Raw genomic sequence first — 15,897 nt, forward strand, 5'->3', positions numbered from 1 at the left:
TCCGCCTACCCCTCGGCGCGACTCCGCCGTCGGGCGGCCAACATCGAGGTCATGGCCGTCGCCATCAACGCCAGCCCCGCGAGCGGCGAGGACGCCAGGTTCAGGTCCGATGCGCCGGTCAACACCCGTTGCAGGCCCACGAAGATCAGCGTCACCACCACCGCCTGCACGAACACGAACAGCGGCCGCCAGGCCAGCTGGTGCAACACGGGCGCGCCCGTTACGAACAGGGTCGGCAGCATGATGCCCAGGATGAACACGGCGGACCCGCCCAGCCACACCCACGAGGCGGCCGTCCACCCCAAGCGGTCGTCCAGGTACTTCGACACGCCGAACTGGGGATCCGCGAACCCGCCGAGTTCCGGCGCCGACGGCGCCCAGAGCACCTCGTACGTCTTGCCGGGGTGCGGTTCCGCGACGGTGTCGACCCCCCGGGCGGTGATCATGGTCCCGTCCGGGGTCTGGAGGAGCAGCGTCGACTTGAATCCCCTCGGCGTCTTCCGCTCGTAACGGACGCGCGTCTCGGTCACCTCGACCACGGTCCCGGTGGTGACCTCCGGCCCTGCCTTCTTCACGGCATGGACCGTGCCGTCACCGCTCGCCGAACCGATCACGGTGACCGCCGCCGTGGCCACGATCAGCAGGAGCAGCGCTGCCGACTGGCGCAGCCACACCATGCCCGCGTCCGCGAATTCGGCCGGCGCCGGCTCCTCGGCCGCCCGGCTCGTCCCCCGCCGGAGCGCCCACACCGCCAGCGCCCGCCCCCAGAGGGCGGCCACACCGATCCAGCCGAGCACCAGCAGGCCCGTGTACGGCGGCAGCGCACCGCGGTGCAGCCCGAGCGCCCAGAGCCCGGCTGCCATGAAGGCCAGCCAGGAGAGCACAGTGAACGAACGAACCACCCAGGTCAGCACTATGATCCCGCCCCCGATTCGAAAAACGTCAGGGGAGTATCGCAGGGGCTGCCTTACGGCTTGACGGTGACCCGGGCCGCGATGGGCAGGTGGTCGCTGCCCGTGCGGGGCAGGGTCCAGGAGGCCTCGGGGGTGACCCCGCGGACCAGGATCTGGTCGATGCGGGCCATCGGGAACTGCGCGGGCCAGCTGAAGCCGAAGCCGTCGCCGGACGCGCCCTGGGTGGAACGCAGCTGCGAGGTGACCTCGGACAGGGCCCGGTCGTTGACGGTTCCGTTGAGGTCGCCGAGCAGGATGACCCGGTGCAGCGGTTCGGCGGCGAGCGCGGCGCCGAGGGCGTCGGCGCTGTTGTCGCGCTGGTTGGCGGTGAATCCGGCGTTGAGCTTCACGCGGACCGACGGGAGGTGGGCGACGAAGGCGGCCACCTCTCCGTAGGGCGTCTTGACGGTGGCGCGCATCGCCCGGGTCCAGCCCATCTTGATGTCGACGGGCCTGCTGGAGACCAGCGGGTACTTGCTCCAGAGCCCGACGGTGCCTTCGACGGAGTGGTACTTGTACGTACCCGCGAGGGCCTTCTCGTAGACGGGGACCACGCTGCCCTTGAGCTCGGTCAGGGCCAGGACGTCGGCCCCGGCCTTGGCGACCGAGGCGGCGGTGCCGGCGGGGTCGGTGTTGTCGGCGTCGACGTTGTGGGTGGCGACCGTGAGGTTGCCACCGGTGTGCGCCTTGTCGGTGACCAGGCCGCCGAAGAGGTTCACCCAGACCGCGGCGGTCAGCAGTATCGCGATCAGCGCGGTCGCGGACGTGCGGAACAGCGCGGCGGCGAACAGCACCGGGACGGCCAGGCCCAGCCAGGGCAGGAAGGTCTCGGTGAGGCTGCCGAAGTTGCCGATGTCGTTGGGCAGCTCGGCGTGGAAGATCATGACGAGCGAGATCAGCACGGCGAGCGCGGCGAGCAGGATCCCGCGGCGCCAGATGCCCGGATCCCTGCGCAGCTCGGCCAGCCGGCGCCGGAGACCCGTTCGGGAGGGCTCGGGCTCCGAACCGTCGCTCCCCGTCTCCGTCATGTACGCCTGTGCCATACCACTGCCCTCACTGCCGTGCTCGCGCTCCGTCCCCGCCTCTTGACCCTAGGCGATGCACGGAGCGTTCCGCGCCGATTGTCTCGGCCGTACGTCCGGGAGGACGAACGGTCGAGCGGTCGGGGTTCCGCTTGTCACCAAACGCGCACATTGCCCCGTGGCACGGCCGCCGTGACGAACCGGACCTCGTGCCACTTCCCGCCACGGCCCGGAGAGTGCCACCATGGTGGTGAGTCCGGGGACGCCGTAAGGGCGCCTCGAGATGAACATCAAGGAGCAGTTGCAATGACGCATGCCGTTTCGCCTGCCCGCGAAGCCGCCTCCCCCACCCTGTACGGAGGCTCGGGCACCCGGCGCATCACCGTCCGCGACCTCACCCTCGCCAAGGAACGCGGCGAGAAGTGGCCCATGCTCACCGCCTACGACTCCATGACGGCGTCCGTGTTCGACGAGGCCGGCATCCCGGTCATGCTCGTCGGCGACTCGATGGGCAACTGTCACCTCGGCTACGAGACCACCGTCCCGGTGACGATGGACGAGATGACCATGCTGTCGGCCGCCGTCGTGCGCGGCACCAGCCGGGCCCTGATCATCGGGGACCTCCCCTTCGGCTCCTACCAGGAGGGCCCCGTACAGGCGCTGCGCAGCGCCACCCGGCTCGTCAAGGAGGCTGGGGTCGGAGCGGTGAAGCTGGAGGGCGGCGAGCGCTCGCTGCGCCAGACCGAGCTGATCGTGCAGTCGGGCATCCCGGTCATGTCCCACCTGGGCCTGACCCCGCAGTCCGTGAACGCCATGGGCTACCGGGTGCAGGGCCGCGGCGACGAGGCCGCGCACCAGCTGCTGCGCGACGCGAAGGCGGCGCAGGACGCGGGCGCCTTCGCGGTGGTGCTGGAGCTGGTCCCGGCCGAGCTGGCCGCCGAGGTCACCCGGTCGCTGCACATTCCGACGGTCGGCATCGGCGCGGGCGCGGAGTGCGACGCGCAGGTGCTGGTGTGGACGGACATGATGGGGCTGACCGGCGGGAAGATGCCGAAGTTCGTCAAGCAGTACGCGAACCTCCGCGCGACCATGGGCGACGCGGCGAAGGCCTTCGCCGAGGACGTGGTCGGCGGAACGTTCCCGCAGGAAGCGCACGCCTTCCACTAGCCGGATGGCCGGCCGACGGCCTGCCTGCGGATCCCGCGGGCGGGCTGTCGGTCGCCCGTCGGCGGCTTGTCGGCGGCTTGTCGGTGGTTTGTCAGTGGCCTCTGGTCCCATGGTGGACATGACGCGAAACGACAAGAATCCCCTGAACGGCTCGCACGCCGTAGAGGTCCGGGGGCTGGTCAAGCACTACGGCGAGACCAAAGCCCTCGATGGTGTGGACCTCGATGTCCGCGAGGGAACCGTCCTGGGGGTCCTCGGCCCCAACGGCGCGGGCAAGACCACCCTGGTCCGCATCCTCTCCACCCTGATCACCCCCGACGCCGGCACCGCCCGGGTCGCCGGCTTCGACGTGGTCCGCCAGCCGCGGCAGCTGCGCCGGACCATAGGCCTGACCGGCCAGTACGCCTCGGTCGACGAGAAGCTCTCCGGCTGGGAGAACCTCTACATGATCGGCCGGCTGCTGGACCTGCCCCGCAAGGACGCCCGGAGCCGCGCCGACGAGCTGCTGGAGCGGTTCTCCCTCACGGACGCCGCCAAGAAGGCCGTGATGACCTACTCCGGCGGCATGCGGCGGCGGCTCGACCTGGCCGCCTCGATGATCGGCAGCCCGGCCGTGCTGTACCTGGACGAGCCGACCACCGGTCTGGACCCCCGCACCCGCAACGAGGTGTGGGACGAGGTGCAGCGGATGGTCGCCGAGGGGGCCACCGTCCTGCTCACCACCCAGTACATGGAGGAGGCCGAGCAGCTCGCCAACGAGCTGACGGTCATCGACAAGGGCAAGGTCATCGCCAACGGCAAGGTCGACGAGCTGAAGGCCCGCGTCGGCGGCCGGACCCTGCGGATCCGTCCCACCGACCCGGCCGACCTGCCGGGCATGGCCCGCTCCCTGGCCGAGGCCGGTCTGGACGGGGTGGCCGGTTCCCAGGCCGTCCCGGACGAGGGCGCCCTGCTGGTGCCGATCCTGGCCGACGAGCAGCTGACCGCGGTGGTGGGCCTGCTGGCGGCCCGCGGGTACGCGATCTCCGACATCAGCACCTACCTGCCCAGCCTGGACGAGGTGTTCCTGTCCATCACCGGACAGAAGCCCGCCCCCGAGGACTCCATCCCCCACCAGCAGACCGAGGAGGTCGCGGCATGAGCACCGTAACCACGACGAAGCCCAGCCCCACCGCGGCCGCCCCGGCCGGCGGGCCCGTCCTCGCGGACGACGGCCGGATCGGCCTGCGGGGCAACCTGCGCCACATCGGCGCCCTGGCACGGCGCAACGTCCTGCAGATCAAGCAGGACCCGGAGTCGATGTTCGACGTCCTGTTCATGCCGGTCATCTTCACGCTGCTGTTCGTCTTCGTCTTCGGCGGCGCGATCTCCGGCAAGGGCAACCAGGACGAGTACGTCAACTACGTGGTCCCGGGCCTGATGGCGATGATGGGCATGAACATCGCCATGGGTGTGGGGACCGGGGTCAACGACGACTTCAAGAAGGGCGTGATGGACCGCTTCCGGTCCATGCCCATCGCCCGTTCCTCGGTGCTCATCGCCAAGATCGTGGTCGAGCTCGGCCGGATGATGGTGGCCATCACCATCCTGCTCGGCATGGGCTTCCTGCTCGGCCTGTCGATCAAGTCCTCGGTGCTCGACCTGTTCCTCGCCATCGGGCTGTCGGCGGTCTTCGGCGCCTCGCTGATGTGGATCTTCATCCTGCTGGGTCTCACCATGAATTCCCCCCAGGCCGTCCAGGGCATGGCGATGCTGGTCCTGATGCCGCTGCAGTTCGGCAGCTCGATCTTCGCCCCGCCGACGACGATGCCCGGCTGGCTGCAGAGCTTCACCGACGTCAACCCGCTGTCCAACCTGGCCGACGCGGCCCGGTCCCTGATCAACGGGACCCCACTCGGCAACTCCGTGTGGATCACGCTGGCCTGGTCGGTCGGCATCACGCTGGTGACGATGCCGCTCGCCGTGCGGAAGTTCCGCCAGAAGACCTGATCCGCGGACCGGTCCGTTCCGGATCGCGTCCCGGGCGGGCCCACGTCGTCGATGCGGGCGACCACCGGGTCAGACGAGGGCGGTGGCCTCCTCCAGGGTGAGGCCGCCGCCTTCGGCGTACGCCGCCTCGTACGCGGCGTCGCCGAGCGCGGCCCGGGCCAGGCGCTCGGCCAGCTCGGCGTCCGCGCGCTCGACGGTGACCGGAAAGTGGGCGGGCGGCAGCAGCGCGTGGTAGGCGCCGATGAGCCGCGCGGCGTCGTACTCCCGTTCCCGGCCGCCGAGCTGGACGTGGGAGCGGGCCCCGGTGATCAGGTACGCGGCCGGGAGGTGGGGGACGAACATCATGGAGAGCGGGTCGAGGACGGCTTCCATCGCCTGGCGGAGCAGGACGAGGGAGTCCTCGTACTTGCCCTCCTCGTTGTCGAGCCAGGCCAGCATGCCGAGCAGGAAGCCTTCGAACATGGCGAACGCGCCGACGGGGAACTCCTCGCGCAGGGACTGGAGCTGGGCGCGGGCCTCGGGGAGGCGGCCGGTGCGGCCGTAGATGGAGGCGAGGAACATCTGGGCGGCGGGCACGGCCTCGTTGCCGAACTGGTGGATGGCGCCGGCGAGCAGGCCGGTGAGGAGCTCCTCGGCCTCCTCCAGGTGGCCGTCCTCGGTGAGGTTCCCGGCCATCCGCACCTGCAACACCATGACCTGGGCTTTGGCCCCGAGCCGCCGGGCGTACTCGATCGCGGCGCGGTAGTCCTGGGCGGCCAGGGCGTACTCCCCGCGCTTCTCCCGGGCCTCGGCGCGGGCGGAGAGGGCTTCGGCGCAGCCCCAGTCGTCGCCGAGGGACGCGTAGAGGGCGAGGCTCTCCTCGGCGTCGCGCGACGCGTTGCCGGCCCCGTCGGCGCGGTTGGCGAGGACATTGGCCCGGAGCTGGAGGGCGGAGGCCAGCTCCCAGCGGTAGCCGAGCGCGCGGGCCGTCTCGACGGTCTCCTCGGTGACGCGGTGGAGCAGTTCGGCGTCCCCGGAGATCATGACGGCGTAGATCCACATGACGGAAGGGGCCCGGCAGGTCTGCGGCAGCCCCGGGCGGTAGGCGGCGACCACGCCCTCGGCCTGGGCGCGGACCTCGGGGGTGGACCAGGTGGAGCTGATCTGGTCGCGGGCGACCAGACACAACAGCTGTATGCCGCGCCAGGCCTCGGTGAGCAGTTCGCCCTCGTAGGGCGGGGGCGTGTCGACGATCTGCTCGTAGACGGGTGGGGCGGGGACGACGGGCGCGGCGAAGGGGTCCGGGCCGAGGGCTGCGGCGGCACTCGCCCAGTGGCGGGTCTCGGCGCGCAGATCGTGCATGTGCCAGTACCAGCCGAGGGAGTGCACGAGGCAGAGCACCTCGCCCACGTCCTTGGCGGCGACGGCGCGGCGCAGGGCGGTGCGCAGGTTCTCGTACTCGGTGGCCAGCCGGTCGGCGGCGGCGCGCTGGCCGTGGCCGCGCAGCAGCGGCTCGGTGGTGCGGGCGAGTTCGCGGTAGTGGGTGAGGTGGCGGCGCTCGGTCTGCGCCCGGTCCTCGCCGGCCTCGGCGAGGCGGTCGGCCGCGTACTCGGCGACGGTCTCCAGGAGGCGGAAGCGCATGCCGTCGGGGCCGTCGGGGGCAGCGACGACGAGGGACTTGTCCACGAGGGATCCGAGCAGGTCGGCGACGTCCGCGCCATCGAGGTATCCCCCGTCCGCGCAGACGGCCTCGGCGGCGTCGAGGTCGCAGCCGCCGGCGAAGACCGACAGCCGTCGCAGGACGGCCCGTTCGGGCTCGTCGAGGAGGTCCCAGGACCAGTCGACCACCGCGCGCAGGGTCTGCTGGCGGGGCAGGTGCGTGCGCGAGCCGCCGGTCAGCAGCCTGAACCGGTCATCCAGCCGGTCGGCGATCTGGCGGGGTGTGAGCAGCCGCAGCCGGGCGGCGGCCAGCTCGATGGCGAGCGGCATCCCGTCGAGCCGGCGGCAGATCTCCACAGCGGCGGCCGGGTCCTCGTCCACGGTGAACCCCGCCCGGGCGGCGGCCCCGCGGTCGCCGAGCAGCCGGAGCGCGACGGGGTCGGGCAGCGTCTCCACCGGGCGGAGCGTCTCGCCGGGCACGCCGAGGGGTTCACGGCTGGTGGCCAGGATCTGTACGCCGGGGCAGCGTGCGAGCACTTCCTCGGCGAGGCGGGCGGCGGCGTCGACGACGTGCTCGCAGTTGTCGAGGATCAGCAGCATCCGGCGCCGCGCGCAATGCTCTGCGAGGCGGTCGAGGGGGTGGTCCCCGCCGCGCTCGGTCAGTACCCGCATCTCTTCGGCGGAGCCGCCGCGCAGCTTGGTCTCCCGCGCCCCGAGCGCGGCGAGCACGGCCTCGGCGACATCCTCCGGATCGTCCACGGGAGCCAACTCCACGAACCACACCCCGTCGGCCCAGGCGGGGGCGGAGCCGGGGCCGCTCGCGACGCCGAACCTCCCCTGAGGGGTGCCGGTGCCCGGGGTGGCGGGGTGTGCGTCCGCAGCACCGCGGCCGGCCCGTGCGTGTGCCTCGGCGGCCTCCTGCGACAGCCGGGTCTTGCCGGCGCCGCCGGGTCCGAGCAGGGTGACGAGCCGCGACCGGGCGAGGTCGTCCCCGATGACGCGGATGTCCTCCTCCCGCCCGACGAAGGTGGTCAGCCGCATCCGCAGGTTGCCCGTGCCCGGACCGGGCGGCACGTACCCCGCCCCGGCCCCGTACGGGTCCCCGCTCCCGGGGCCGCCGGGACCGGACCCGCCCGGACCGGTGGTGTGGCCGGAGCCCGGTCCGTCAGGTCCGGCGCTGTGGCCGGAGTCCCGTTCGTCAGGTCCGGCGGTGTCACCGGACTCCGCCCCATCGGAACCGGGCGGGACCGAGAGGGACAGGTGCGGCTCGGCGGGGCGGCCGGGCACGCCGTCAGGACCGGTTCCGGGATGCCCGGTCCGCGTAGGGCCGCCGGTCCGGCCGGTCCCGGAAGCCGGCTCGGAGTGCCCGGGGCCGACCCCCGCTTCGCCGCGCCCGGGGTCCGCCGTCGGCCCGGTCCGGCCCGGCCCGCCCGGCGCCCGGGGTGTGGGGGGAATCGGAGTCAGCAGGACCCTGTGGAGGGCGCGGAGGGCGGGGCCCGGGGTGGTGCCCAGGCGGGTGGCCAGGTCGCGGCGGACCTCCTCGTAAGCGGCCAGCGCCTCCGCCGGGCGGCCCGCGTCGCGCAGCGCGCGGATGCGCAGGGCCTGCAAGGACTCGTCCAGCGGCAGCCCCGCGCACAGCGCGGTCAGCTCCGGCAGGACCCGCTCCGCCTCCCCCAGCGCCAGCGCCGCGTGCAGGCGGCCCCGGCGCGCGTCCAGCCGTAGCGCCTCCCAACGGGCGGCCTCCGGCCCGGAACCCGGCAGGGAGCTCAGCGGCTCGCCCCGCCACAGGGCGAGGGCCTCGTCGTACAGGGCGGCCGCCTCCGCCGGGGAGGCCTGCGCCGCCGCCCGCGCGAGCCGCTCGAAGCGGTAGAGGTCGATGTCGTCCCGGGCGGCGACGAGCCGGTAGCCGCCTTCCCCGGACCCCACCGCCTCGCGCCCCAGCGCCCTCCGCAGCCGCCCCACCAGCGCCTGGAGCGCCGCGGGGCCGTCCGCGGGCGGGTCGCCGTCCCACACCTCTTCGACGAGCGAGGCCACCGGCACCGCCCGCCCCGGCCGCAGCGCGAGCGCGGTCAGGAGCGCGCGCAGCCGCGCTCCGCCGACGGGTACGGTGCTCCCGTCGTCGCGGATGGCCTGGGTGGTGCCGAGCATCGCGTAACGCACCGGCCCATTGTCTCCGGCCCGGAGCTCCCCCGGGCGCCGCCTCCGGGATAGGTTCGCCGTATGGGTCCCCAGGGCAGTCAGAACCGTAGCCGTTACCGCAGCACTCACGACCGCGGCGACCGGCAGATCAGTCCCGTGTTCATCGGCATCTTCGCCGTGATGGCGGTGACCGGGTGGGCCGTGTGGACGGGGTACTCCACCAGCACCGGGCTGGCCGTGTTCCTCTTCGTCACGGCGGCGTGGATCGTCTCCCTGTGCCTGCACGAGTACGCGCACGCCCGCACCGCCCTGCACAGCGGCGACCTCAGCGTCGGCGCGAAGGGCTACCTGACACTGAACCCACTTAAGTACCTGCCTGTTAGCCTCCTCTCATGACCAGGAGACCGAGAGTGCTCATCGCCGTCCGTCTGTCCATAGACACAGACAGCACGACCAGCCCCGAACGGCAGCTTGAGGAGTGCATGGCCTTCTGTGACCGTCGCGGGTGGGATGTCGTGGGTGTGGCTAAGGATCTTGACATCTCAGCTACGCGCTACGCGCCCTGGCAGCGCCCTGAGTTGGCGGCATGGCTAGACCGTGCTCCCGAGTTCGACAACGTGGTGTTTTGGCGCCTTGACCGCTTCGTGCGCAAGGTCGGCGACCTGCACACCATGATCGAATGGGCGGAAAACCACGGCGGCAAGGGCCTTGTCTCTGCCACGGAGCCATTCGACCTCACGGACCCGTTCGGAGAGGTCATGGCAACCATGATCGCGGCCTTCGCTCGCATGGAAGCCCGAGCTGTTTCTGAGCGGGTCACGTCTATGCGTCAGCATCTCCTCACTTCAGACCGCTGGGGAGGCGGAAGCCCTCCGTACGGCTACATGACGGAGGAGCGCAACGGCGGGCGCTACCTGGTCCCCAATCCGGCCACGCTGCCGACCTTGCGAGAGATCGTCATGCGAGTGCTTGCCGGGGAGCCCCTCAATGCCCTTTGTCGGGACCTCGACGAGCGCAACATCCCTTCTCCCTCGTCCACTTACAAGACGAGCAAGAGGGAATCAGCCGCTCCCTGGTATCCCAAGACTCTTAAGAGCATCCTGACCAGTCCTACGCTCATGGGCTTCAAGACTCGCACCGACCTCGTGCCTGGCAAGAAGTACGGCAAGACGGTTCTTGTCTATGACGAGAAGGGCCACCGGATCAAGATGGCCGAACCTCTGATCACAGAGGAGGAGTGGAAGCAGCTTCAGAAGGTCCTGATTGAAACTGCTGCGCCGGCATCGGGAGTTCGAGGACCTGAGCCCAAGACTCCGTTTCTTGACGTGATCAAGTGCGGCGGCTGCGGCAAGAACCTTCAATGGCACACGACAAAGAAGAAGCGCAAGGATGACACCTACCGGGAGACACACAAGATTCGTTGCTTGTCGCGCCCGAAGTCACCTGCCTGCCCCGGCTATGCCTTTGTCCCAGAGGCCGAGATCGTCGGACCTGTGATGCGAACCCTGCTTGAAGAACTCGGTAACGAGCCTGTAGTGCGACGTGTGTACGTGGAAGGTGACGGAACGGCTGCCAAGCTCGAAGAGTTGGAAGAGTCCATCAACTACCACATGGCCCAGATGACACCTGGAGGTGTCTACAGTAAGGGCATCCTTCGGGACAAGGCCGCTCGGACACTGGCAGGGCTCAATGAAGAGTACGAACGGCTGTCGTCCCTAGGTGCTGCGGGAGAGTCTCGATGGGAGTATGAGGAACTAGGCATGACCTTCGGTGAACGCTGGTTCGAGAAGGGTATTCCTCAGATCACGGATGACCTGGTAAAGGCCGGGATCACGGTGGAGTGCCATCCCCGAGACAAGGGCGGGCATATCCTAAAGGTCCCCGAGGATGTGAAACAGCGATTCGCGAAGATCATGGCATAACGAAAGCCCCCTCCCATTGGGAGGGGGCTTTTCCTATATCAACGTCAGTGCATCCGTACCCGAGTCCGTACGCCACACCACACGAGAGACACCAGCGGCCTTCAGCCGGGGAAGACACCGATAGCACGGCGCACGGGTCACATACACGGTTCCGCCTTCGAGATCTTCACGCCGCGCATGGATAAGAAGGTTTTCCTCCGCGTGAATGGCGATACAGTCCCCGTAGTCGCTGCCGGCGGGAACTTCCTCGTACGTTGCCCGCCCGCGCGGACACTCGCCCACGAGACAGCCTCTCTCACCGGAGGGGACCCCGTTCATGCCGGACATCACCAGGCGCCGCCTGCGGTCCAGGAGGACCGCGCCGACACGCGACCTGGTGCAGTCCCCCCGTGGCGCCACAGCGTCAGCTATGCCAAGAGCCCACTCATCCCAAGTCGGGCGCTCAGAAGGCCCGATAGGCCTCGTCGTCGTAGTCATATCGGACGTCAACCGGCACCTTCCCTCCCAGAAGGAGGAGTTCGCCGCAGCAGCCGGCAGACTCAACAAAGAGGCCGTACCGCTTCACGAGGTCGTTCAGGTCTCGCAGGAATCCCCGCTGAGCTTCGCTCTGCTTCGCCCTACTCACAGTCCATCACTACTCCGCCTTCCAGGGGAGATCTTCCGGAATCGTTCCCGCTTCGACGCGGTAGAGAAGTTTCCAAGAGTCGCCATCGCGCTTGTAGACCTCTCCGCCCCGAACGCCTTGGTACTCGAACCTTCGGGTTTCGTAGTTGTACCGGTTGGACAGCTCCCAAGCGACTGCCGCCTTAGCTCGTCCAAGTCCCACGTGATACTTCAAGGCGGGAGTCCGGGTGGGCACGATGGATGCGTACGGCATGCCGGCGAGGCCCTTCCGCGGCCCCTCGCAGCGCTCTTCCATGGGGGTCATCCGACTGCTTCCCCGCTCTCGGTCTCGTCAAGGATGATCGACTGATACCCCATAAGCGAGTTCCACGTATCGGCAGCCATTTCCCTGGAAAGCTCGTAAGGAACCCCAGCGGCTACAGCCTCAGTGAGGACCGTTCCAGCTATGCGAGCTGCCGTGACTGCATATGCCGCCTGCTTGTGAAGCCGCTCAGCGTTCATCTCCGTCTCGATGCCGGAAATCAGCTCCTCGAAAGAGCCGGACTCTTCATTCTCGTTCTCGCTCATCACGTCTCCTCAGTGCTTGCTTGCTTCGAGTTCCAACACGCTGCCCCAAGAACGCTGACCGATCTCAGCCTCAGCAGGGATCAAGAGCCCTTGGACAGAGAACTGCATTAGTTGCGCCGCCTCGCGTGCCAGCTCAGGCGCCTTCTCCTCAGGGAAGGAAAATACGATCTCGTCATGGATAGGAAGACGCATGTAGGGCGTAAACCCAGCTTTGTCGAGTTCCAGAATGGCCCTAGCCGTTACATCTCGACTGCCGCCCTGGACGAAGTAATTCAGCGCCCGGAACCACTTACCGGGGTCAACCGGCAGGCGCCTTCCTGTAGCCGTGTAGATGTACCCGGTTCTCTTCGCTTCGTCCGCTAGGCGCTTACCGAAGGCGCCGACTCCCGGGTAAGTTCGGGCGAAGGCTTCGAGCACCTTTCTAGCGGTGGCCTCGTCTACATGGGCCTGCTCCATAAGAGCCGCCCAGCCTCCGCCGTACACCGTAAGAAAATTCGCCATCTTGCCGATCTTGCGGGCAACGTCCGCAGCATCAGCCGTAATCTGGTGAAGATCCAAGCCTTTGATGAATGCGTTCAGCATCGTGGGGTCACGAGAGAACGCAGCCAGATACCTCAATTCCATGTTGCCGAAGTCGATAGAGCAACTGACGTGGCCCTCATCGGCTAGGAACATGTGACGTACATAGCCGTCCCCTGACGGGAACGTCTGCGCCGGAATGCTTCCCGAAATTGACATCCTGGATGTTCTGGCCATCAGACTATTCACCGAGGCGTGTACGCGATTGTCTGCGTCCCGCCCGTTCAACGCCCGCTCAAACCAGGTCTTCCGCCACTTGCCAGCCTTTTTAGCCTGGACCACGGCAGCGGCTAGGGGGTGGCTGATAGCTGACAGCACGTCGTCATCTATCGACAGATTTCCCTTGGGGGTCCGCTTGGTCAGCCTTACCCCGAGGTCAGTGAAAACGTCGATCAGTTGCTGATTACTGTTGACGTTCTCAACGCCGAACGTTCGGGCAATGAGTTCCTGCCGCTGCTGCTCTGCCGAAAGCTCCTCGCACCGACGCTCGGCGTACTCGACATCCAGGAGGTAGCCGTTACGCTCCATCTTGGCTGTGACGTGGGCTAGCTGGTGCTCCCACCCGATGAGTCCCTGGGACTTGGAGCGTGCCGGCACCAGCCGGTAGAGGAGCTGAAAGAGACGGTAGGCAAGGGCCGGGTCCATACCCGCATAGAGCAAGAAGTCCGGATCGAAAAGCTCAACGAGCTTCCAGATCTTTTCCTTCGTGGTCTTGTACTTCTTAGCCAGCTCCCGAATCGAGCCCTTGACCTCTTCAGCGGTGGTCTCGCAGATGTAGAACTTGGTCAGTTCTTCCAGCTTCAGGCCAGGTCCACGTTCTTTGACTGCCCGCGGATCGACCAGGTGAGCAAGAAGCTTGGTATCCCATACCTTCGGAGCAAGCTCCTCCATGGGTATCCCGAGCGTTGACTCAACAACGTGCAAGTCATAGCTGGCGTTGTGCGCTACTAGCCACTCAAGGCGGTGGAGAGCCCAGCGGACCGCTTCCGCGAAGGCCGGGCCCTTCTCCACCGGAATAACCCAGGCCTCGGACCCGGTCCCAAACTGAGCCAGCCGACACCTAAAGCCTTCTGCCCAATAGTCGAGCCCGGTTGTCTCAGTGTCAAAACCGAGGATGCGGTGCCGAGAGACGAAATCTCGGAACTGGTCCAGGTCGCTCTCCGTCTCCACAACTCGAAGCGATATCGGTTGGCCCTTGAGTCGGTAACTGAGATGCTGCAAGAGCCTTCCCTCATCTATTCAAGTTGCTTGATGTACTCCGTACCTACGTACTCCGTGTAGGCGGGAGGGATGCACTCCCGGATGCCCTCGCGAGACATCCAGGGCACCCCCAGGTCTTCCTTGGCGCCGTCCACCCCGATGAAGTTTCCGACGTAAATTCCCATCTCTCCGGGAAGTCGACGGCGGCCCATTTTCGTTTGGCGTTTTACGTGAGCCGGGTGCGCCGGCTGCGGAAGCGTCCAGCCGCCAGCCTCAAAGAGGCGGTGCCTGTAAGTGTGGAGTCCGAAGTAGTCGCCGCAGAGCATGACTGGGCTCCTCATCTCAGGCTCGGCACCCATGACGTTCTCGATGACCCACGGAACGCCAACGGCGTTCAGTGCTTCACGAGTTGGACCCAAGAGGTCCGGATGATCGTTCTGTCGAATCCGCTGCGTCTTGCTGTAGAGCTGGCACGGCGGTGATGCGTGTATGAAGTCGAATCGGTGGCCGTAGGTCAGAAGAAACTGCATCGCTTCGGCCTGAACGAACTCGAATGGATAACGGGGCTGCTGAGCAATGTCGACTCCGACGACGTCAAATCCCGCATCTCGATACCCCTTGCCTGCTCCTCCTTGGCAGCAGTAGAGGTCAAGTACCTTAAGAATCCCCCACCCCCTTTATCGGCGACGGCGGAAGCCGCCGAAGAATCCGTAGAGGGCTATGGACCAGCACAGGCCAAACCAGAAATAGGGGCTCGACAGGTCGATGTTCACGTTCACGGCGCCACCCGCCCGTTCTTGACGAACGCTGCATAGGTGTGCGGCATCACCACGGAAAGCTCTCGCTCCATCCGCTCTGCGACCATCTCAATTTCCCTTTGCGGGAATGAGGGGAAGCGTGAGGCTTCCGAGATCGTTCGGAGCGACAGGAAGTGCAGCAGGGACCGGGCATTACATGTTGCGTAGTAGGAGGTGAAGGTCCCGACCGGCAGAACCATTCGAGCAACTTCCCGGGCAACCCCCCGCCGCAGGAGGGATAGGTACGCTTGATAGGCCCAGGTGTATGCCGAGTAAAAGCCCTCTTTGAGCGCCTTGTACTGGGCGGGGGTACCTGACTCGAAGGTGTACGCCCCGGGCTTTCCCACCTGAACTAGCGGGCGCTGCTCGTCGGGTTGGTAAAAGACCCCCGCAAGCTCCTTGTATCTGCCGCTTTCCTCGTTGTACGACCAGCCGGCACGGTGCCTCATGTGCTCTCTGGCAACGAAGATCGGAGCCTCTACCAGGAAAGTGAAGTGCGTATGCTCAAAGGGGGAACCGTGGCGGTCCCGTACCAGGAAGTTGATAAGTGCTTCGGTGGGCATGTCATCGACTGCGGATTGCTTACCGACAGTCGAGACCCTTGCCGCCTTGGCGACCATTGCATCGTTGGCCGAAATATCTACAAGCTTGACGGTTACGTCAGACCTGAACTGGACGCCTGCCACTGAATGACTCCATAGAAAAAGGGGGCCGAGGAATCCCCGGCCCCCTGCGAGGTGCCTACTAAAGCCCGCTAGCTCTTACGAGAAAGAGCCATCCTTCTGCCGCCACAGCGGGTCACAGTTGGACCCCTTGGGGGCATTGCAGAACATCGCCGCCCATTCGCCCTTTGACCCCTGGCCCGAGCGAAGCGTTCGACCGTGCGGGCAGGAATCCCCAGCAGGCGCCGCCGGGGAAGCGGACTGGACCTTGCCGCCCTGGAAGGTCTTAGGCGCCAAGTTCCCGCCCTTGCCGGCGGTGGGCTGGTGCGTCTCTCGCACCTTCTTTGCGGCGTGAGACACCAGCTCGATCACGCCTCGATCTGCGAGGGCCTTGATAAGCTCTACGGCCCGCTGTGCCGTCTCATCTGCGGTAGCTCCGTAAACGCATGGAGTGAGCCACTCAGCGTCATAGCCAGCGGCACCCTTAAGGGTCATTCCGAGCTTGAAGCCATTGGGGGACGTGACTGGAACGTTGGTCATAGAGGCGGCCTCCTGAGGCTCTGGGGCTGGTGTGTTGGTTTCGCCCCACGGGGAGGCACCATCAAATGGATTGGGGAAGCTCATTCGCTCTCCAGCGG

14 protein-coding genes and 1 pseudogene are annotated in these 15,897 nt (G+C 67.3%); 5 read left to right on the top strand and 10 right to left on the bottom strand.

Annotated features, from left to right (window positions below):
* Positions 1-5: 5 nt before the first annotated feature.
* Complete coding sequence (locus tag AC3IYI_RS11305) at positions 6-902, bottom strand: hypothetical protein (protein WP_489410052.1); 897 nt, start codon at positions 900-902, stop codon at positions 6-8.
* Positions 903-967: 65 nt separating this feature from the next.
* On the bottom strand, positions 968-1,996 hold the full coding sequence (locus AC3IYI_RS11310) for an endonuclease/exonuclease/phosphatase family protein (RefSeq protein ID WP_489410053.1): 1,029 nt from the start codon (positions 1,994-1,996) through the stop codon (positions 968-970).
* A gap of 285 nt (positions 1,997-2,281) precedes the next feature.
* On the opposite strand from AC3IYI_RS11310, the gene panB reads away from it, so the two are divergent.
* From panB to AC3IYI_RS11325, 3 genes are all read left to right on the top strand, one after another.
* The gene (gene panB, locus AC3IYI_RS11315) at positions 2,282-3,142 is read left to right on the top strand and encodes a 3-methyl-2-oxobutanoate hydroxymethyltransferase (protein ID WP_489410054.1); all 861 of its coding nucleotides are present in this window, start codon (positions 2,282-2,284) and stop codon (positions 3,140-3,142) included.
* Positions 3,143-3,251: 109 nt separating this feature from the next.
* Positions 3,252-4,283 carry an ATP-binding cassette domain-containing protein gene (locus AC3IYI_RS11320; RefSeq protein WP_489410055.1) on the top strand — a complete coding sequence of 344 codons (1,032 nt, stop codon included), beginning with the start codon at positions 3,252-3,254 and terminating at the stop codon, positions 4,281-4,283.
* The gene (locus AC3IYI_RS11325; RefSeq protein ID WP_489410056.1) at positions 4,280-5,131 is read left to right on the top strand and encodes an ABC transporter permease; all 852 of its coding nucleotides are present in this window, start codon (positions 4,280-4,282) and stop codon (positions 5,129-5,131) included. The genes AC3IYI_RS11320 and AC3IYI_RS11325 overlap by 4 nt, the downstream gene beginning before the upstream one ends.
* A 69-nt stretch (positions 5,132-5,200) precedes the next feature.
* Here the strand turns inward: AC3IYI_RS11325 and AC3IYI_RS11330 are convergent, their stop codons facing one another.
* A complete protein-coding gene (locus AC3IYI_RS11330) occupies positions 5,201-8,929 on the bottom strand; it encodes an AfsR/SARP family transcriptional regulator (RefSeq protein WP_489410057.1) in 3,729 nt (1,242 codons plus the stop codon).
* A 60-nt stretch (positions 8,930-8,989) separates the two neighbouring features.
* On the opposite strand from AC3IYI_RS11330, the pseudogene AC3IYI_RS11335 reads away from it, so the two are divergent.
* Positions 8,990-9,280: pseudogene (locus tag AC3IYI_RS11335) on the top strand (hypothetical protein); the annotation flags it as partial.
* 20 nt (positions 9,281-9,300) lie between these two features.
* Positions 9,301-10,830, top strand: a complete 1,530-nt coding sequence (locus AC3IYI_RS11340) for a recombinase family protein (RefSeq protein ID WP_489410058.1) — start codon at positions 9,301-9,303, stop codon at positions 10,828-10,830.
* Positions 10,831-10,863: 33 nt separating this feature from the next.
* Here AC3IYI_RS11340 and AC3IYI_RS11345 read toward each other — a convergent pair whose 3' ends face one another.
* The 7 genes from AC3IYI_RS11345 to AC3IYI_RS11375 all read right to left on the bottom strand — a co-directional run bounded on the left by AC3IYI_RS11345 (position 10,864) and on the right by AC3IYI_RS11375 (position 15,883).
* On the bottom strand, positions 10,864-11,307 hold the full coding sequence (locus AC3IYI_RS11345) for a deoxycytidylate deaminase (RefSeq protein ID WP_489410059.1): 444 nt from the start codon (positions 11,305-11,307) through the stop codon (positions 10,864-10,866).
* Positions 11,308-11,464: 157 nt separating this feature from the next.
* Entirely contained in the window at positions 11,465-11,758 is a 294-nt protein-coding gene (locus tag AC3IYI_RS11350) for a hypothetical protein (RefSeq protein WP_489410060.1), read from the bottom strand.
* Positions 11,755-12,021: a hypothetical protein gene (locus tag AC3IYI_RS11355; RefSeq protein ID WP_489410061.1), complete on the bottom strand. Its 267-nt coding sequence runs from the start codon at positions 12,019-12,021 to the stop codon at positions 11,755-11,757. Before AC3IYI_RS11355 ends, AC3IYI_RS11350 begins: the two co-directional genes overlap by 4 nt.
* A gap of 9 nt (positions 12,022-12,030) precedes the next feature.
* Positions 12,031-13,770, bottom strand: a complete 1,740-nt coding sequence (locus tag AC3IYI_RS11360) for a DNA polymerase (protein WP_489410062.1) — start codon at positions 13,768-13,770, stop codon at positions 12,031-12,033.
* 65 nt (positions 13,771-13,835) lie between these two features.
* The gene (locus AC3IYI_RS11365) at positions 13,836-14,330 is read right to left on the bottom strand and encodes an SAM-dependent methyltransferase (protein ID WP_489410063.1); all 495 of its coding nucleotides are present in this window, start codon (positions 14,328-14,330) and stop codon (positions 13,836-13,838) included.
* A 245-nt stretch (positions 14,331-14,575) separates the two neighbouring features.
* Positions 14,576-15,283: an FAD-dependent thymidylate synthase gene (gene thyX / locus AC3IYI_RS11370; protein ID WP_489410064.1), complete on the bottom strand. Its 708-nt coding sequence runs from the start codon at positions 15,281-15,283 to the stop codon at positions 14,576-14,578.
* Between the two features lie 75 nt (positions 15,284-15,358).
* Positions 15,359-15,883, bottom strand: coding sequence for a hypothetical protein (locus AC3IYI_RS11375; RefSeq protein ID WP_489410065.1), 525 nt, complete (start codon positions 15,881-15,883; stop codon positions 15,359-15,361).
* Positions 15,884-15,897: the final 14 nt, after the last annotated feature.

The sequence above is a fragment of the Streptomyces sp. GL_148 genome (genome assembly GCF_057834205.1).